Genomic DNA, 17499 nt, shown 5'->3' with positions numbered 1-17499 from the left:
CCAAGACGGGCGGGACGGGCGGGACGGGCGGGACGCGCGGGGCTTCTCCGGCCGTCGCGGGCCGGGGAAGCCCGGGACGTGCACATCGGGGCGCGCCGATGGAGTACGTTCAGGGCATGTCCCACCCCGCCAAGTCGACACGTACCCCCGCCGCGGCCGACGCCCCGGAGAGCACCGCGGGCAGCCGGGCGGCCGCCCAGCGGCTCAAGATGCGCCGTGAACTGGCGGCGGCGGCCATGGAACTGTTCGCCACCAAGGGGTACGAGGCGACCACCGTCGACGAGATCGCCGCGGCCGCCGGCGTGGCCCGCCGCACCTTCTTCCGCCACTTCCGCTCCAAGGAGGAGGCGATCTTCCCGGACCACGACGACACCCTGGTCCGGGCCGAGGCCGTGCTGAAGGCGGCTCCGGCGCACGAGCACCCGCTGGACACGGTGTGCCGTGGCATCAAGGAGGTCATGCGGATGTACGCGGCCCACCCCGAGGTGTCGGTGGCCCGCTACCGGCTGACCCGGGAGGTGCCGACGCTGCGCGAGGCGGAGATCGCCTCGGTGGCCCGCTACGAGCGGCTGTTCACCCGTTACCTGCTGGGCCACTTCGACGAGAAGGCGCACGCCGACGACGCCAACGACGACCCGCTGCTCGCGGAGGTGGCGGCGTCCGCGGTCGTGACGGCCCACAACCACGTACTGCGGCGGTGGCTGCGGGCGGACGGTCAGGGCGACGTGGAGCGGCAGCTCGACCACGCCTTCGCCATCGTCCGGCGGACGTTCGGCCGCGGCATCGGGGCGGGCCGGGAGGACGCGGGGCAGGGGTCGCCGGACGCGGCGTCGGTCTCCGCCTCCGGCGAGGTCCTGGTCACCGTCGCCCGCGTCGACGCCCCGCTGGACGAGATCATGCACACCATCGAGAAGGCCCTGCGGGACCGCGCCTGAGCGCCCCGGCAGGGCCTTCCCGCGGACGGCCCCACCGTGCTCAGTGGACGCCCGGCCCGACCAGGAGGTCGGCGAGGACCGGGAGGTGGTCGGAGGCACCCGGGTCCAGGCCGACCACGGCGGCCCTGACGACCCGGACGTCGGCGGAGGCCATCAGGTAGTCGATCCGGGCGTGCGGATCGAGCGAGCCGTAGGTGAACCCGTCCCCCTCCCCCGCGGCGCCCCACGCATCGGTCAGGAAGTCGGTCAGGACGCCGGTCTCCGGCGCGTCCGGCAGGGCGTTCAGGTCGCCGGCCAGCACGGTGCGACGGGCGTCGTCGCCGAGCAGCTCACGGACGCTGGCGGCCTGCAGCTGCCGCTCGGGGCTGTTGTCGTGCTGGAGGTGGGTGCCGGCGAACCGCAGCCGGGCGCCCCGCACCTGGATCTCCGCCCGGAGCAGCCCACGCTGCTCGTGTCCGGCCAGCTTGGGCAGCGGGGTGTTCCGCCAGGACAGGATGGGCCACGGGGTGAGGACCGCCGTGCCGTACCGGCGGCGGGGCGCGCCCTCGGCGGGCGGGTCGAGGTCGAGGTTGGCGCCGAAGACGTGCCACATCCCCAGCCGCCGACCGAGTTCGGCCGCCACGTCGGTCCATCCGCTGCGCGCGCCCCAGAACCGGTCCACCTCCTGGAGTCCGACGACGTCGGCGTCGGTCCCCTCGATCACCCGCGCGACCCGGTCCAGGTCGAAGACGCCGTCGGTGCCCGCACCGTGGTGGATGTTGAAGGTGAGCACCCGAACCGGGACCGGCCGGGCGGACGGCACGGCGGCGGGAGCGGTGACGGCCGGGGTGGCGACGGCCGGGGCGGCACCGAGAGCGCCGCCGAGCGCTCCGACGGCGGCGGCCAGCACACCGCGTCGACCGGGACGGGGATGGGTGGCACGGAGTGTCATCTACTCACTCGATTCTGGAGTGGCCGGAAGGATCCGGGCCGAGTGTGGAGCACTCCGGCCAACCTCCGCCGACGATCTCCGGAACATGCTCCGAACCCCCGGCCACCTTGGAAATACTGATCGATCATCGATCGAGACTCCCGGCTGGGCTCCGCTGATCGATCATCGCTCGTCTGCGGGCCTCTTATTTCAGCTGAGCGCAATTAGTGGCACTCAGTGCCTTGTCAACGGTCACACCGTGCCATACGTTGTGGGTGTCCGGACGGCCGCCGCACCGCGAACCCGAGGTGTGGCGGATGTCCCCGCAGGGCGCTGCCCTACGCGTCCGGACGCCTGCGTCACAGGCATCCCACGCGCCACAACGCGCCGCCGCACCACCCGCCGAACCGACGGCAACCACCCCATCAGCACCAGCACGACGTACCCTCTGCGCCCTCGATCGAGCGGGCGCCCGTCGCCGGAGGCAACACCGTGACCGTGAAGGACATCCTGGACGCGATCCAGTCGCAGAACGCCTCGTCCGAGGACTTCGCCGCCATCGAGCTCCCCGAGTCGTACCGCGCGATCACCGTGCACAAGGACGAGACCGAGATGTTCGCGGGGCTCGCCACCCGGGACAAGGACCCCCGCAAGTCGCTGCACCTCGACGAGGTCCCGCTGCCCGAACTCGGCCCGGGCGAGGCCTTGGTGGCCGTCATGGCGTCCTCGGTCAACTACAACTCGGTGTGGACGTCGATCTTCGAGCCGCTGTCGACCTTCGGCTTCCTGGAGCGCTACGGCAGGGTCAGCGACCTGGCCAAGCGCCACGACCTGCCGTACCACATCATCGGTTCCGACCTGGCGGGCGTAGTCCTGCGCACCGGTCCCGGCGTCAACGCCTGGACCCCCGGCGACGAGGTCGTCGCACACTGCCTGAGCGTCGAGCTGGAGTCCTCCGACGGCCACAACGACACCATGCTCGACCCGGAGCAGCGGATCTGGGGCTTCGAGACCAACTTCGGCGGCCTCGCCGAGATCGCCCTGGTCAAGTCCAACCAGCTGATGCCCAAGCCGGCGCACCTGTCCTGGGAGGAAGCGGCCTCCCCGGGCCTGGTCAACTCCACCGCCTACCGGCAGCTGGTCTCCGCCAACGGCGCCAACATGAAGCAGGGCGACAACGTCCTGATCTGGGGCGCCAGCGGCGGCCTCGGCTCCTACGCCACCCAGTTCGCGCTGGCCGGCGGCGCCACCCCGATCTGCGTGGTCTCCTCGCCGGAGAAGGCGGAGATCTGCCGGAGCATGGGCGCCGAGCTGATCATCGACCGCGCCGCCGAGGACTACCGGTTCTGGAAGGACGAGAACACCCAGGACCCGAAGGAGTGGAAGCGCTTCGGCAAGCGCATCCGCGAGCTCACCGGCGGCGAGGACATCGACATCGTCTTCGAGCACCCCGGCAAGGAGACCTTCGGCGCCTCGGTCTTCGTCACCCGCAAGGGCGGCACCATCACCACCTGCGCCTCCACCTCGGGCTACATGCACCAGTACGACAACCGGTACCTGTGGATGTCGCTCAAGCGCATCATCGGCTCGCACTTCGCCAACTACCGGGAGGCGTGGGAGGCCAACCGCCTGATCGCCAAGGGGAAGATCCACCCGACGCTCTCGAGGACGTACTCCCTGGAGGACACCGGCCAGGCGGCCTACGACGTCCACCGCAACCTGCACCAGGGCAAGGTCGGTGTGCTGTGCATGGCCCCCGAGGAGGGCCTGGGCGTCCGCGACCACGAGATGCGCGCCCAGCACATCGACGCCATCAACCGCTTCCGGAACATCTGAGGCAGAGGCCATGTCAGAGCGTCAGAAGGACCGTCCGTGGCTGATGCGTACCTACGCCGGCCACTCCACCGCCGAGGCGTCCAACGAGCTGTACCGGCGCAACCTCGCCAAGGGGCAGACCGGCCTGTCGGTGGCGTTCGACCTGCCGACCCAGACCGGCTACGACTCCGACCACGTCCTCGCCCGCGGCGAGGTCGGCCGGGTCGGCGTCCCGGTGGCCCACGTCGGTGACATGCGCCGTCTCTTCGAGGACATCCCCCTCGAGAAGATGAACACCTCGATGACCATCAACGCCACGGCCATGTGGCTGCTGGCGCTCTACCAGGTGGTCGCCGAGGAGCAGGGCGCGGACGTCTCCGCCCTCCAGGGCACCACCCAGAACGACATCGTCAAGGAGTACCTCTCCCGGGGCACCCACGTCTTCCCGCCCGGGCCCTCCCTCCGGCTGACCACGGACCTGATCACCTACACGGTCACCCACATGCCGAAGTGGAACCCGATCAACATCTGCAGCTACCACCTCCAGGAAGCGGGAGCCACCCCGGTCCAGGAGATCGCCTACGCGATGTCCACCGCGATCGCCGTGCTGGACGCGGTCCGCGACAGCGGCCAGGTGCCCGAGGAGAAGTTCGGCGACGTGGTCGCCCGGATCTCGTTCTTCGTGAACGCCGGCGTCCGCTTCGTCGAGGAGATGTGCAAGATGCGGGCCTTCACCCGCATCTGGGACCGCGTCACCCGGGAGCGGTACGGCATCGAGAACCCCAAGCAGCGCCGCTTCCGGTACGGCGTCCAGGTCAACTCGCTCGGCCTGACCGAGGCGCAGCCCGAGAACAACGTCCAGCGGATCGTCCTGGAGATGCTGGCCGTCACCCTCTCCAAGGACGCCCGGGCCCGCGCCGTGCAGCTGCCGGCCTGGAACGAGGCGCTGGGGCTGCCCCGGCCCTGGGACCAGCAGTGGTCGCTGCGCATCCAGCAGGTCCTCGCCTACGAGAGCGACCTGCTGGAGTACGAGGACATCTTCGAGGGCTCGACGGTGATCGAGGCCAAGGTCGCCGAGCTGGTCGAGGCGTCCTGGGCGGAGATGGACCGGATCCAGGAGATGGGCGGCGCGATGGCCGCCGTGGAGTCGGGCTACCTCAAGTCCCAGCTGGTCGCCTCGCACGCGGAGCGCCGGGCGCGGATCGAGGCCGGCCACGACCGGATCGTCGGCGTGAACGTCTTCGAGTCGACCGAGCCCAGCCCGCTCACCGCGGACCTGGACACGGCGATCCAGACGGTCGACCCGGCCGTCGAGGCCCGGGTGATCGCCTCGCTGCAGGCCTGGCGGGACACCCGCTACCAGCCGCCGTTCAACCACCCGCGCCCGTGCAAGGCGCTGGAGCGACTGAAGCAGGCGGCGCGCGGCAAGGACAACCTGATGGAAGCCACCCTCGAATGCGCCCGTGCGGGGGCGACCACCGGGGAGTGGGCGGGAGCGCTGCGCGAGGTGTTCGGTGAGTACCGGGCACCCACCGGCGTCTCGTCCGCCCCGGTGGCGGTGGCCGCCGAGGACGGCACCGGGCTCGCCGAGGTGCGCCGCCGGGTCGAGGCCACCGCCCGCGACCTGGAGGTCGGCAAGCTCCGCTTCCTGGTCGGCAAGCCGGGCCTGGACGGGCACTCCAACGGCGCCGAGCAGATCGCCGTGCGGGCCCGCGACGCCGGCTTCGAGGTGGTCTACCAGGGCATCCGGCTGACGCCGGAGCAGATCGTGGACGCGGCCCTCGCCGAGGACGTGCACGCGGTCGGCCTGTCCATCCTGTCCGGCTCGCACGCCCAGCTGGTGCCCGACGTCCTGAACCGGCTGCGTACGGCCGGGGCGGACGACATTCCGGTGATCGCGGGGGGCATCATTCCGGGGGCGGACGCCGAGGAGCTCCGGGCCGCCGGAGTGGCCGCGGTGTTCACCCCGAAGGACTTCGACATCACCGGGATCATCGGCCGTATCGTCGACGAGATCCGCAAGGCACACAAGCTCGACCCCCTGGAGGTCCCCGCATGACCGCGCCCCAGCCGTCCGTGAACCGCCTGCGCCCCCGGCGCTCCTGCCTGGCGGTCCCCGGCTCCAACCCGCGCTTCCTGGAGAAGGCCCAGGGCCTGCCCGCGGACCAGGTGTTCCTGGACCTGGAGGACGCCTGCGCGCCGCTGGCCAAGCCGGAGGCCCGGCACACCATCGTCAAGTTCCTCAACGAGGGTGACTGGACGGGCAAGACCCGGGTGGTGCGGGTCAACGACTGGACCACGGAGTGGACCTACCGCGACGTGGTGACGGTCGTCGAGGGCGCCGGCCCGAACCTGGACTGCATCATGCTGCCCAAGGTGCAGAACGCCGAGCAGGTCGTGGCGCTGGACCTGCTGCTCACCCAGATCGAGAAGACGATGGGCTTCGAGGTCGGGCGGATCGGCATCGAGGCGCAGATCGAGAACGCGCAGGGCCTCAACAACGTCAACGCGATCGCCGAGGCCTCGCCGCGGCTGGAGACCATCATCTTCGGCCCCGCCGACTTCATGGCCTCCATCAACATGAAGTCGCTGGTGGTCGGGGAGCAGCCGCCGGGCTACGGCGCCGACGCCTACCACTACATCCTGATGAAGATCCTGATGGCGGCCCGCGCCAACGACCTCCAGGCGATCGACGGCCCCTACCTGCAGATCCGCAACGTGGACGGCTTCCGCGAGGTGGCCGGGCGTGCCGCGGCCCTCGGCTTCGACGGCAAGTGGGTGCTGCACCCGGGCCAGGTGGACGCCGCCAACGAGGTCTTCTCCCCCACCCAGGAGGACTACGACCACGCCGAGCTGATCCTGGACGCGTACGACTGGTGCACCTCGGACGCGGGCGGCAGGAAGGGCTCGGCGATGCTCGGCGACGAGATGATCGACGAGGCCAGCCGGAAGATGGCGCTGGTCATCGCGGGCAAGGGCCGCGCGGCCGGCATGAAGCGCACCAGCAAGTTCGAGATCCCGGAGGGCTGAGCCGATGCAGTTCGGGCGCACCTACGAGGAGTTCGAGGTCGGGGCGACGTACAAGCACTGGCCGGGCAAGACGGTCACCGAGTACGACGACCACCTGTTCTGTCTCCTCACCATGAACCACCACCCGCTCCACATGGACGTCAACTACGCGGAGAAGACGACCGACTTCGGCAAGAACGTCGTGGTGGGCAATTACATCTACTCGCTGCTGCTCGGCATGTCGGTGCCGGACGTCTCGGGCAAGGCGATCGCCAACCTGGAGATCGAGTCGCTCAAGCACGTGGCGCCGACCTTCCACGGCGACACGCTCTACGGCGAGACCACCGTGCTCGACAAGTGGCCGTCGAAGTCGAAGAACGACCGCGGCATCGTGTACGTGGAGACCAAGGGCTACAAGCAGGACGGCACGCTGGTCTGCGTCTTCCGCCGCAAGGTGATGGTGCCGACCGGGACGTACATCGAGGAGCGCGGCGGCGAGCAGCCCGGCCGGCCCGAGCTGAAGGAGAAGGAGTCCAAGGGATGAGCCGACTCGCCCGGACCCACGGTCTCACCGAGGTCCAGCAGGAGATCCTGGCCACCGTCCGGGAGTTCGTGGACAAGGAGATCATCCCGGTCGCCACCGAGCTGGAGCACCGCGACGAGTACCCGCAGGCGATCGTCGACGGCCTGAAGGAACTCGGCCTGTTCGGCCTGATGATCCCCGAGGAGTACGGGGGTCTGGGCGAGTCGCTCCTGACCTACGCGCTGTGCGTGGAGGAGCTCTCCCGCGGGTGGATGTCGGTCTCCGGCATCATCAACACCCACTTCATCGTGGCCTACATGCTCAAGCAGCACGGCACCGACGAGCAGAAGGAGTACTTCCTGCCGCGGATGGCGGCGGGCGAGGTCCGGGGCGCCTTCTCGATGTCGGAGCCCGCGCTCGGTTCGGACGTGTCGGCCATCACCTCCAAGGCGGTCCGGGACGGCGACGACTTCCTCCTCACCGGCCAGAAGATGTGGCTGACCAACGGCGGAACCTCCACCTTGGTGGCCGTTCTGGTCAAGAGTGACGAAGGACACCCCGAGGGCACCGCGCCGCACAGGTCGATGACGACCTTCCTAGTCGAGAAGCCGGCCGGCTTCGGCGAGGTCCTTCCCGGTCTGACCATTCCCGGGAAGATCGACAAGATGGGCTACAAGGGGGTCGACACCACCGAGCTCGTCATGGACGGCCTGCGAATTCCGGCCAATCGGGTACTGGGCGGCAAAACCGGCCGCGGCTTCTACCAGATGATGGACGGCGTCGAGGTGGGCCGGGTGAATGTCGCGGCCCGTGGCTGCGGCGTCGCGCAGCGTGCGTTCGAACTGGGTGTGCAGTACGCCCAGCAGCGTCACACCTTCGGCAAGCCGATCGCGCAGCACCAGGCGATCCAGTTCAAATTGGCCGAAATGGCCACCAAGGTGGAAGCCGCCCATGCGATGATGGTTAATGCAGCCCGCAAAAAGGACTCCGGGGAGCGAAACGACCTCGAGGCAGGCATGGCGAAATACCTCGCCAGCGAGTACTGCAAGGAGGTCGTCGAAGATGCTTTCCGGATCCACGGCGGCTACGGCTTCTCCAAGGAGTACGAGATCGAGCGCCTCTACCGAGAGGCTCCGATGCTGCTCATCGGTGAAGGCACCGCAGAAATCCAGAAAATGATCATCGGACGCAGACTCCTCGAGGAGTACCGCTTCCAGGGCTGATTCCGGAAAGATCCGGTTACGGCCCGGCCGATTGTCCTGCTACGGGGTGTTTTCTTCGAGAAGAAGATCACACCCCGTCAGCGCTCCCGGTCCTCGACTCGGCTTCTGGCTTGCCCAGTTGTAGTGCCTGACCGGTACGATTCCGGAAAGCCGCCGTCCCCAAGAACTGCAGCGCGGCACCCTCCCGCTACGAAGGTCTTCCATGCCCCACAGCCAATCCTCTGCACACCGCGACAGCCTCGCCGGCACCCGGCTCGCGCGCGGAGCGTCGCCGTGGCTCGCCCCGACGGTCGCCACCGCCGCCCTCAGCCTGCTCCGGGCGCGCCGTTCCGGCGCGGCCAAGGCCGTCGCCGTGCCCGCCACCGCTCTCGCGGCGGGCATGCTGTGGTTCTTCCGGGACCCGGAGCGCGAGATCACGCAGGGCCGTGTGATCTCGCCCGCCGACGGCGTGGTGCAGAGCATCATGCCCTGGAAGGACGGCCGCACCCGCGTCGCCATCTTCATGAGCCCGCTCAACGTCCACGTCAACCGCGCGCCGCTGGCCGGCACCGTGACGTCGGTCGAGCACGTGCCGGGTGGATTCGTTCCCGCTTTCAACAAGGAGAGCGAGAACAACGAGCGCGTGGTCTGGCACTTCGACACCGAGCTCGGTGACATCGAGATGATCCAGATCGCCGGCGCGGTGGCCCGCCGCATCGTGCCCTACATCCCCAAGGGGACCAAGGTCGAGCAGGGTGAGCGGATCGGTCTCATCAGGTTCGGCTCGCGCGTCGACCTGTACCTCCCGGCAGGAGTGGAGGTCGCGGTGGAGGTCGGCCAGAAGACCGTGGCTGGGGTGACTCGAATTGACCGCGACTGACCAGGATCCGAGTACCGGCTGGGCGCCCCAGGCGTCCACCCGTGCCGGCCTCGACGAGGCCGAGGACGAGGAGATGCCGCTGTCACTGCGTCTGTCGATAGCGGACACGCTGACCCTCGGCAACGCCACCTGCGGCTTCATGGCGGTGTACTTCACCACCACCGGCATCCTGATCCCGCACCTCACCGGCAGCCAGGAGACGGGCATGGCCCGCCACAGCGCGGCCACCGCGGTGATCCTGATGCTGGCCGCGGCGATCTTCGACCTCTTCGACGGTCAGGTCGCCCGGAAGCTGCGGTCCTCGCCGATGGGCGCGGAGCTGGACAACCTGTCCGACCTGATCAGTTTCGGGCTGGCTCCGGCCTACTTCGTCCTGGTGTACGGCATGGTCGCCGACGACGCGCATCAGCGGGTCGCGGCACTGGCCGCGATCATGGTGCTGCTGGCGGTGGTGCTGCGGCTTGCGCGGTTCTCCATCGTGACGGTGCCCAACGGCACGTTCCAGGGCATGCCGTCACCCTTCGGGGCGTTGACGGTGGTCTCCATCGTCCTGCTCGAGCTGCCGTTCGTCGCCACGCTGCTGGCGGTGCTGGGCACGGCGTGGCTGATGGTGAGCCGCGTCGAGTACCCCAAGCCGCGTGGGCGGTCGGCCGTGGCGATGCTGGTCTGGATCGTCGCGTCGATGGGCATGCTGGTCGCCTGGGCGGCCGGTGCGCCGAGCGGTGAGCTGCTCCTGCAGACCGGCTGCGCGCTGCAGCTGGTGCTGGGCGCCGTGATCCCGCTGTTCGCGACGGCCCGCCGGGTGAACAACTTCCGTGACAACCGCCGTGAGGCGCGGGCCGCGCAGCTCCAGTAGCCGCGCCGCACGCCGCCCCGCACGCCCGCACCGGCCCCCCGAGCCCTCACCCGGCCCGGGGGGCCGTCGGCGTTCCCGGGGGCCGGTGCGGGCCCCGGCGTCCTGTCCGGCGAGGTCCGGCCGTCCTGACCACGGGGCGCCCCACGCCTCGCACGGGGCGCCCAGCGCCTCAGGAGCCCGGGGCGAGCCAGTCGTGGGCGAGGCCGGCGGCGACGCGCTCCAGGAGGGGGCCGGCGTTCGCCACGCTGCGGGCGACGTCCTGCTCCAGCGCTGCGAGCGGGTAGGCCCGCTCGATCCCCGCGGCCCGCAGTTCCTCGGGGGAGAGCGCGAGGCGTCCGCAGACCGCGACCACCGGTACCCCCGCCGCGGCGGCGGCCGTCGCGACCCCCGCCGGCGCCTTGCCCCGCAGGGTCTGCGCGTCCAGCGACCCCTCCCCCGTGATCACCAGGTCGGCCCGCTCCAGTTCCGCCGCGAACCCCACGGCCTCCAGCAGCACCTCGATGCCCGCCCGGAACCGCGCGCCCAGCAGCAGCGCGGCGAATCCCAGGCCGCCCGCCGCGCCCGCCCCCGGCGCCTGGGCGAGGCCCCGCGCGCGCGGTCCGACGGCGTGCTCCAGGACGGCGGCGTACCGTCCGAGCGCGGCGTCCAGCGCCGCGACGTCCTCCGGCGAGGCGCCCTTCTGCGGCCCGTACACCGCCGCCGCGCCGAAGGGCCCGGTCAGCGGGTTGTCGACGTCACTGGCGAGCACCAGCTCCACCGTCCCGTCGGCCACCCGCGGGTCCAGCCCGGAGAGGTCGACGGACGCCAGCGCCGCCAGGGCCCCACCGCCCGGCCCGAGCTCCTTCCCGTCCGCGTCGAGGAGCCGCGCGCCGAGCGCGGCCAGCATCCCCGCGCCGCCGTCCGTGGTCGCGCTGCCGCCCACCCCGAACACCACCGTCCGCGCGCCCGCGTCCAGCGCGGCCCGCAGCAGCTCCCCGGAGCCGTGGGTGGAGGCGGTGAGCGGCGCGAGGGTGCCGCCCGGCAGCCGCTGCAGCCCGCTCGCCTCGGCCATCTCGACCACGGCGGTGTCCCCGCGCACCGCGAACGCCGCGGTGACCGGGTTGCCCACCGGCCCGGTGACCCGCGCCTCCCGGAGTTCGAACCCGGCGGCCACCACGGCGGCGACCGTGCCGTCCCCGCCGTCCGCCACCGGCAGCGAGGCCGTCGTGACACCGGGCGCGACCTGCCGCAGCCCGGCCGCGACCCGCTCGGCCACCTGCACGGCCGTGAGCGACCCCTTGAACTTGTCCGCCGCGATCAGCACGCGCCTCCGCCGGGCCGTCTCCACCACAACGCCTCCGCTTCCGTTCCGGGCATCCGTCGCAGTGACCCTAGACGCCGGTGGCCCGGACCCGCCATGGTCGCGCGTCCGCCTCGCTAGGCTGGCCGGGTGACCTCCACCGCCGAGTCCTACGCCACGTACATCGCCGGCCTCCCCCGTGTCCTGTGCGGCGCGGCCACGCTCTTCCGCGACACCCAGGGACGCGTCCTGCTGCTGGAGCCGAACTACCGCGAGGGCTGGGCGCTGCCCGGCGGCACGGTGGAGTCCGACGACGGCGAGACGCCCCGTCAGGGCGCCCGGCGGGAGACCGCCGAGGAGATCGGCCTCGACGTGGCCCCGGGCCGGCTGCTCGCCGTGGACTGGTCCCAGGGACCGGCCCGCCCGCCGATCGTCGCCTACCTCTACGACGGCGGCGTGCTGGACCAGGAAGCGATCGACGCGATCCGCCTCCAGGAGGAGGAACTGCTGTCCTGGCGCCTGGTCCCCCGCGAGGAGCTGCCGGCGTACCTGCTGGGCGCGACCCTCGGCCGGGTGGAGACGGCCCTGGACGTGCTCGCCGACGGATCCGGTCCGGCGGAGCTGGAGAACGGCCGCCGGGTCGACCGGGGCTGAGGCCTCCGCCCGCCGTTAACCGATCGCGATGGCGCGCCCCGCCGCCCTACCCTCGGGCGCATGCCCACGCCCACCTCGCCGCCGGTCCGCTCCCGCCTCCCGCTCGTCGCGATCCTCAGCGGCGCCGGGATCTCCACCGATTCCGGGATCCCCGACTACCGGGGGCCGAACGGCGTGTGGCGGCGGGACCCGGACGCGGAGAAGCTGGTCACCTACGACCACTACATGAACGACCCGCGGATCCGGCGCCGTTCCTGGCGGATGCGCCGCGACCTGCAGGCCCTCGAGGCCGGGCCGAACGCCGCGCACCTGGCCGTCACCGACCTGGAGCGTTCCGGCGTGCCGGTGCGGGTGATCACCCAGAACGTCGACGGGCTCCACCAGCGGGCCGGGATGCCGGACCGCAAGGTCCTGGAACTGCACGGCTCCGCGCGCACCGTGGTGTGCACGGTCTGCCACGTGCGCGGCCCCATGTCCGAGGCGCTGGCACGGCTGGAGGCCGGCGAGGAGGACCCGCGCTGCGCGGCCTGCGGCGGCGTCCTGAAGCCGGGCACCGTCATGTTCGGCGAACGCCTGGACCCGGAGGTGCTCGGCCAGGCCCTGGCGGTCACCAAGGCCTGCGAGGTCTTCGTCGCCGTCGGGACCAGCCTCCAGGTGCAGCCCGCCGCCGGGCTGGCGGGGGTGGCCGCCGACCACGGGGCACGGCTGGTGATCGTCAACGCGGAGGAGACCCCGTACGACGACCTCGCCGACGAGGTCGTCCGCGAGCCCATCGGCACCGCGCTGCCGCGCCTGCTCCGGCAACTGCGTCCCTGACGCGCCGGGGCGGCCGCCCCGGCGGCCGCTCACCGGCCGCTCACCGCCGCTCACCCGGGCAGCGGCACCGCGCCCCGCTCGAAGGCCAGCAGACGCTCCTTGCGCTCCAGCCCGCCGCCGTACCCGGTGAGGGATCCGCCCGCCCCGATCACCCGGTGGCAGGGCACGATGATCCCCACCGGGTTGCGTCCGTTGGCGAGCCCCACGGCCCGCGAGGCGCCGGGGCTGCCCAGCTCCGCCGCGAGCTGCCCGTACGAGCGGGTCTCCCCGTACGGGATCGCCCGCAGCCGCTCCCAGACGGAGCGCTGGAAGGCGGTGCCGTTCATGCGGAGCGGCAGGTCGAACTCCCGCAGCTCGCCCGCGAAGTACGCCTCGAGCTGTTCCACCGCCGCCGGGAACGGCTCCTCGTCGACCCCGACCCGGGTGCCGAACGTCTCCTCGCCCGGCCGGTGCCGCTGCTCCGTCATGTACAGCCCGCACAGGACCCCGTCGTCGGCCACCAGCGTCAGGACGCCGTAGGGGCTCTCCACCACCGTGTGCTGCTTCATCTCTCTCATCCTTCGAAGTCCCTCATACCGGGAGGAAGTTGATCGGGTGACTGTCGGTCGCCCACAGGTACTGCACCGCGTACGCCCGCCACGGACGCCACGCCTCGGCCCGCGTGGTGAGCGCGCCGGGGGTGGACGGCAGGCCCAGCTCCCGGGCCGCGCGGCGGATCCCGAGGTCGGTGGGGAGGAACGCGTCCGGGTCCCCCAGCGCGCGCATCGCGATCACGTCGACGGTCCAGGGCCCGAAGCCCGGCAGTTCCAGCAGCCGCGCCCGCGCCTCGGGCCAGTCGCTGTCCACCCCCAGCCTCAGCGTCCCGTCGGCGAGCCGTTCCACCAGGTTGGTCAGGGTCCCCCGGCGGCTGCGCGGCATGGCGAGCCGCTCCGGGTCGAGCGCGGCCAGCGCCCCCGGCGACGGGAAGAGGTGGGTGAGGCCGCCCTCGGGGTCGTCGACCGGCTCGCCGTGCGCGAGGACCAGCCGGGCGGCGTGCGTACGGGCGGCCGCCGTGGACACCTGCTGCCCCAGCACCGCGCGGACCGCGAACTCCGCCTCGTCCACCGTGCGCGGCACCCGCCGGCCTGGCGCCTTGTCGACGTACGGCTGGAGCGCCGGGTCGGCGCGCAGCTGCTCGTCGACGGCGACGGGGTCGGCGTCCAGGTCCAGCAGGCGGCGGCAGCGGCTGATGGCGACGGTGAGGTCGCGCAGATCGGTCAGGGTCAGCCGGCACGCGACGTGGTCGGGACGCGGCGCCAGAGAGACCACGCCGTGTCCGTGCGGCAGGCGCAGCGTGCGGCGGTAGGCGCCGTCCCGCCACTCCTCGACGCCCGGCACCGCGGTGGCGGCGAGGTGCCCGAAGAGGTTGTCCGGATTGAGCGGCGCCCGGAACGGCAGCCGCAGGGACAGGGTCCCGCCGGCCGGGCCCTCGGCGGCGGGGGCCGCCTTGGCGCGCAGCTGTCCCGGGGTGAGCGCGTAGACCTCGCGCACGGTCTCGTTGAAGCTGCGCACCGAGGCGAACCCGGCGGCGAAGGCCACGTCGGCCATGTTCAGGGCGGTGGTCTCGATCAGCATCCGCGCCGTCTGCGCCCGCTGCGCCCGGGCCAGGGCGAGCGGCCCCGCGCCGAGGGTGGCGAGGAGCTGCCGCTCGATCTGCCGGGTGCTGTAGCCCAGCCGGGCCGCGAGCCCGGGGACGCCCTCGCGGTCCACCACGCCGTCGGAGATGAGCCGCATGGCCCGGGCGACGACGTCGTCCCGCTCGTTCCACTCCGGCGAGCCGGGGGTGGTGTCGGGGCGGCAGCGCTTGCAGGCCCGGAACCCGGCCTGCTGGCAGGCGGCGGCGCTGGGGTGGAAGACCATGTTCTCGGGCCTTGGCGTCATCGCCGGGCAGCTCGGCCGGCAGTAGATCCCGGTGCTGAGCACGGCGGTGTAGAACCACCCGTCGAACCGCGCGTCCCTCGACCGCACGGCCCGCACACAGCGCTCCGCGTCGAGATGCATTCCGTTCCGCATGCCTCCAGCATCCGGCATCGGCGGGGGCGGGGCTGGCAGGAATCCGACATCGCCCTCGGCGGGCGCGGGCCCTGCGCGGAGCTTCGGAAGTGAAGCGTCAGAAGGGCGGCTCGTCCCCCGGCGGGGGCGGCGGGTCGTACGCGGGATCGAGGACGTGGCGGACGTAGTGACGCAGGCCGCCCTCCGCCAGGCCGACGTGCCGCAGCCAGGGCAGTTCGTCGAGGGAGCGCGGCACGGCGTCGTCCGGCAGCCCGGCCAGGACCGGGCGGAGCGCCTCGGGAGCGGTCCGGGCCGGTCCGAAGCAGAGCCGGGCGAGGGCGGCGGCGATCCTGACCTCGGCGGGGCGGGCGGGGTCCGGGTGGAGGGCGTCCAGCCAGGGGGCGGCGTCCTCCCCGTGCCGGTGCGCGTGCTGCGCGGCGGCCAGCACCAGGCTCGCGGCGACCAAGGGCACCGCCTCGGTCGCCACCCGGCGGCGCAGGGCGGCCGCCGGGGCGGGCCCGGAGGCCATGGCGAGGGTGTACGCCGCCATGAGCCGCACCTGGTGGTCGCCGTCGTCGAGCAGGGGCTCCAGGGCGTGGAACCGGGCGGTGACGGCGGTGTGGACGGCTTCCATGGACCAGTTCGCCGGGTAGCCGCCGGTGTCGTACGCCCAGGCGCCCCGGGCGCCCTCGGTCAGCCACAGCACGTCGTGGGTGTGGCTCAGGACGTTGGCGCCCCGGGCGCAGGCCGCGACCAGGGCGAGGACGCCCTGCCGGTCGTGGGTCCGCGGAAGGGCCGCCAGCCGCAGCAGGTGGGGCGCGGCGAGCGCGGCGGAGGCGTGGACGGTGCCCTGGTGGCAGAGGGAGTCCCAGAGGGCGTCCAGCGCCTTGCCCGCGACCCCGGGGTCCGCCGAGGCGAGGCCGGCGAGGTGGCCGGGGACCTCGACCGCCGGGCCGTGCGGGCCCGTGAAGCGGCCCCACGGCGCGTCCGCCGGGTCGGCGGACAGCCGGGGCACGACGGCGCGGACGTCGAACTCGGTGCCGGCGTACCTGCCGGGGTCCTTCTCGTGGGCGAGCAGGTCCGCGGCGGTGGGCGTGCGGGCGCCGCCCACGGGCGGGCGGGCGCCGCTCACGCGAACGGGGGCCGGTGGTCGAGGGAGATCGAGCGGCGGCCCGCCCAGCGCCAGAGGCGGCCGGCCGCGTCGCGGTCCTCCTCGGTCACCAGGTTGCCCATCCACCGCAGCGCCAGCCGCATCAGCAGCTGGGAGCGCATGCCGACCGGGCCGAGGGCGGGCAGCAGGCGCGGCACGGTCACCAGGCCGGCCAGCCGCCGGGCGACGGAGAACGCCTCGCCGTAGTGGCCGCGCAGGACACCGGGCCACACCGCCGACAGGTCGTCGTGCTCCTGGAGGACGTCGGCGATCAGCCGCCCGGTCTCCAGGCCGTAGTCGATGCCCTCGCCGTTGAGCGGGTTCACGCAGCCCGCGGCGTCGCCGATCAGTGCCCAGTTGGGACCGGCGACCCCGGAGACGGCGCCGCCCATCGGCAGCAGGGCGGAGGTCTCGGCGCGCAGTTCGCCGCGCAGGCCGAAGCCGTCCCGGCACTGCTGCGCGTAGTGCCGCATCAGCGGCTTGATCGCGACGTCGGCGGGCCGCCTGGCGGTGGCGAGGGTGCCCGCGCCGAGGTTCACCTCGCCGTTGCCGAGCGGGAAGATCCAGCCGTAGCCGGCGAGCGCGGCGCCCTTCTCGTCCCGCAGCTCCAGGTGGCTGCTGATCCACGGGTCGTCGGACCGGTCGGAGGCGACGTACGACCTGCCGGCCACGCCGTAGACCGTGTCACGGTGCCACTCGCGCCCGAGCGCCTTGCCGAGCGGGGAGCGCACGCCGTCGGCGACCACCAGGCGGCGGCAGAGCACCGTCTCGACCGGCGCGTCCTCGCCCTTGCCCACCCGGAACCGCACGCCCCGCACCCGTCCGCCCTCCATGACGGCGTCCAGTGCGCGGACGCCGTCCTGGGCGGCCGCCCCGCTCTTCATGGCCACGGTGCGCAGGTGGTCGTCGAGTTCGGTGCGGGGGACGGCGGAGCCCCAGTCGGGCAGGGTGCCGCCGGGCCAGCGCAGGTGCAGGGTCTGCCCGAAGCCGTGGGCGCGCAGGCCCTGGTTGACGGTGTGCGTGCGCAGCCAGTCCTCCAGCCCGAGGCGGACCAGCTCGGCGACGGCCCGCGGGGTGAGGCCGTCGCCGCAGGTCTTGTCACGGGGGAAGGTCGCGGCGTCGGTGAGCAGGACGTCCTTGCCGGCGCGGGCCAGCCAGGCTGCGGCGGAGGAGCCGGCCGGGCCGGCGCCGACGACGAGGACGTCCACGGAGGTCGGGAGAGTCACGGGGTCATCCTCCCATCCCGCTCCGTGACGGCCGAAGGACCCCGTCCCCGTCCCGCCGGGAGCTGCCCGGCAGCCGTCACCGGGTCTCACATCACGAGACGGCATTGCCGGTAAATGAGACGAGCATGAGATCGTGCAGGAGCAGAGCGGAACGCACCCTTCCACCGGAACGGCGCGTTCCGCCGCGCGGGCCGCCGACGACGGCGCCGGTGG

General features: G+C 72.5%; 16 protein-coding genes. 10 read left to right on the top strand and 6 right to left on the bottom strand.

Going from position 1 to position 17499, the window contains the following annotated elements; genetic code table 11:
- Positions 1–116: 116 nt before the first annotated feature.
- Positions 117–935, top strand: a complete 819-nt coding sequence (locus GBN72_RS03780) for a TetR family transcriptional regulator (protein WP_218042016.1) — start codon at positions 117–119, stop codon at positions 933–935.
- 40 nt (positions 936–975) lie between these two features.
- Here the strand turns inward: GBN72_RS03780 and GBN72_RS03775 are convergent, their stop codons facing one another.
- Positions 976–1866 carry an endonuclease/exonuclease/phosphatase family protein gene (locus tag GBN72_RS03775; protein WP_151770165.1) on the bottom strand — a complete coding sequence of 297 codons (891 nt, stop codon included), beginning with the start codon at positions 1864–1866 and terminating at the stop codon, positions 976–978.
- A gap of 477 nt (positions 1867–2343) precedes the next feature.
- On the opposite strand from GBN72_RS03775, the gene ccrA reads away from it, so the two are divergent.
- The 7 genes from ccrA (at position 2344) to pssA (ending at position 10130) form a co-directional block, all read left to right on the top strand.
- A complete protein-coding gene (ccrA, locus tag GBN72_RS03770) occupies positions 2344–3681 on the top strand; it encodes a crotonyl-CoA carboxylase/reductase (protein ID WP_174887084.1) in 1338 nt (445 codons plus the stop codon).
- 10 nt (positions 3682–3691) lie between these two features.
- A complete protein-coding gene (locus GBN72_RS03765) occupies positions 3692–5719 on the top strand; it encodes a protein meaA (RefSeq protein ID WP_151770163.1) in 2028 nt (675 codons plus the stop codon).
- The gene (locus tag GBN72_RS03760) at positions 5716–6690 is read left to right on the top strand and encodes an HpcH/HpaI aldolase/citrate lyase family protein (RefSeq protein ID WP_151770162.1); all 975 of its coding nucleotides are present in this window, start codon (positions 5716–5718) and stop codon (positions 6688–6690) included. The genes GBN72_RS03765 and GBN72_RS03760 overlap by 4 nt, the downstream gene beginning before the upstream one ends.
- A 4-nt stretch (positions 6691–6694) precedes the next feature.
- Entirely contained in the window at positions 6695–7213 is a 519-nt protein-coding gene (locus GBN72_RS03755; protein ID WP_151770161.1) for a MaoC family dehydratase, read from the top strand.
- Positions 7210–8415: an acyl-CoA dehydrogenase family protein gene (locus tag GBN72_RS03750; protein WP_151770160.1), complete on the top strand. Its 1206-nt coding sequence runs from the start codon at positions 7210–7212 to the stop codon at positions 8413–8415. The genes GBN72_RS03755 and GBN72_RS03750 overlap by 4 nt, the downstream gene beginning before the upstream one ends.
- Before the next feature lie 202 nt (positions 8416–8617).
- On the top strand, positions 8618–9274 hold the full coding sequence (locus GBN72_RS03745; protein WP_151770159.1) for a phosphatidylserine decarboxylase: 657 nt from the start codon (positions 8618–8620) through the stop codon (positions 9272–9274).
- Between the two features lie 73 nt (positions 9275–9347).
- Positions 9348–10130, top strand: coding sequence for a CDP-diacylglycerol--serine O-phosphatidyltransferase (pssA, locus tag GBN72_RS03740; protein WP_151770927.1), 783 nt, complete (start codon positions 9348–9350; stop codon positions 10128–10130).
- A 169-nt stretch (positions 10131–10299) separates the two neighbouring features.
- On the opposite strand, the gene GBN72_RS03735 is transcribed toward pssA, so the two are convergent.
- Positions 10300–11460, bottom strand: coding sequence for a glycerate kinase (locus GBN72_RS03735; RefSeq protein WP_246212235.1), 1161 nt, complete (start codon positions 11458–11460; stop codon positions 10300–10302).
- A gap of 99 nt (positions 11461–11559) precedes the next feature.
- On the opposite strand from GBN72_RS03735, the gene GBN72_RS03730 reads away from it, so the two are divergent.
- Positions 11560–12063: an NUDIX domain-containing protein gene (locus GBN72_RS03730; RefSeq protein WP_151770158.1), complete on the top strand. Its 504-nt coding sequence runs from the start codon at positions 11560–11562 to the stop codon at positions 12061–12063.
- 60 nt (positions 12064–12123) lie between these two features.
- Positions 12124–12879: an SIR2 family NAD-dependent protein deacylase gene (locus GBN72_RS03725; RefSeq protein ID WP_151770157.1), complete on the top strand. Its 756-nt coding sequence runs from the start codon at positions 12124–12126 to the stop codon at positions 12877–12879.
- Positions 12880–12929: 50 nt separating this feature from the next.
- On the opposite strand, the gene GBN72_RS03720 is transcribed toward GBN72_RS03725, so the two are convergent.
- The 4 genes from GBN72_RS03720 to GBN72_RS03705 form a co-directional block, all read right to left on the bottom strand.
- Positions 12930–13427, bottom strand: coding sequence for a methylated-DNA--[protein]-cysteine S-methyltransferase (locus tag GBN72_RS03720; protein ID WP_151770156.1), 498 nt, complete (start codon positions 13425–13427; stop codon positions 12930–12932).
- 22 nt (positions 13428–13449) lie between these two features.
- A complete protein-coding gene (locus tag GBN72_RS03715; protein ID WP_281371387.1) occupies positions 13450–14931 on the bottom strand; it encodes an AlkA N-terminal domain-containing protein in 1482 nt (493 codons plus the stop codon).
- Between the two features lie 97 nt (positions 14932–15028).
- A complete protein-coding gene (locus tag GBN72_RS03710; RefSeq protein WP_151770155.1) occupies positions 15029–16042 on the bottom strand; it encodes a hypothetical protein in 1014 nt (337 codons plus the stop codon).
- On the bottom strand, positions 16039–17286 hold the full coding sequence (locus tag GBN72_RS03705; RefSeq protein WP_218042015.1) for a geranylgeranyl reductase family protein: 1248 nt from the start codon (positions 17284–17286) through the stop codon (positions 16039–16041). The genes GBN72_RS03710 and GBN72_RS03705 overlap by 4 nt, the downstream gene beginning before the upstream one ends.
- Positions 17287–17499 lie beyond the last annotated feature (213 nt).

It is taken from the genome of Streptomyces abyssomicinicus (genome assembly GCF_008974245.1).
GTDB lineage: Bacteria > Actinomycetota > Actinomycetes > Streptomycetales > Streptomycetaceae > Streptomyces > Streptomyces abyssomicinicus.
Note: the sequence above shows the minus strand (reverse complement) of the source record. Positions and strands in the feature narration are given on the sequence as shown.

Coding starts and splice junctions, on each gene's coding strand:
- pssA (WP_151770927.1), top strand. CDS start 9,348: ATGCCGCTGTCACTGCGTCTGTCGATAGCGGACACGCTGACCCTCGGC.
- GBN72_RS03775 (WP_151770165.1), bottom strand. CDS start 1,866: ATGACACTCCGTGCCACCCATCCCCGTCCCGGTCGACGCGGTGTGCTG.
- GBN72_RS03760 (WP_151770162.1), top strand. CDS start 5,716: ATGACCGCGCCCCAGCCGTCCGTGAACCGCCTGCGCCCCCGGCGCTCC.
- GBN72_RS03780 (WP_218042016.1), top strand. CDS start 117: ATGTCCCACCCCGCCAAGTCGACACGTACCCCCGCCGCGGCCGACGCC.
- GBN72_RS03750 (WP_151770160.1), top strand. CDS start 7,210: ATGAGCCGACTCGCCCGGACCCACGGTCTCACCGAGGTCCAGCAGGAG.
- GBN72_RS03720 (WP_151770156.1), bottom strand. CDS start 13,427: ATGAAGCAGCACACGGTGGTGGAGAGCCCCTACGGCGTCCTGACGCTG.
- GBN72_RS03715 (WP_281371387.1), bottom strand. CDS start 14,931: ATGCGGAACGGAATGCATCTCGACGCGGAGCGCTGTGTGCGGGCCGTG.
- GBN72_RS03725 (WP_151770157.1), top strand. CDS start 12,124: ATGCCCACGCCCACCTCGCCGCCGGTCCGCTCCCGCCTCCCGCTCGTC.
- GBN72_RS03755 (WP_151770161.1), top strand. CDS start 6,695: ATGCAGTTCGGGCGCACCTACGAGGAGTTCGAGGTCGGGGCGACGTAC.
- GBN72_RS03745 (WP_151770159.1), top strand. CDS start 8,618: ATGCCCCACAGCCAATCCTCTGCACACCGCGACAGCCTCGCCGGCACC.
- GBN72_RS03765 (WP_151770163.1), top strand. CDS start 3,692: ATGTCAGAGCGTCAGAAGGACCGTCCGTGGCTGATGCGTACCTACGCC.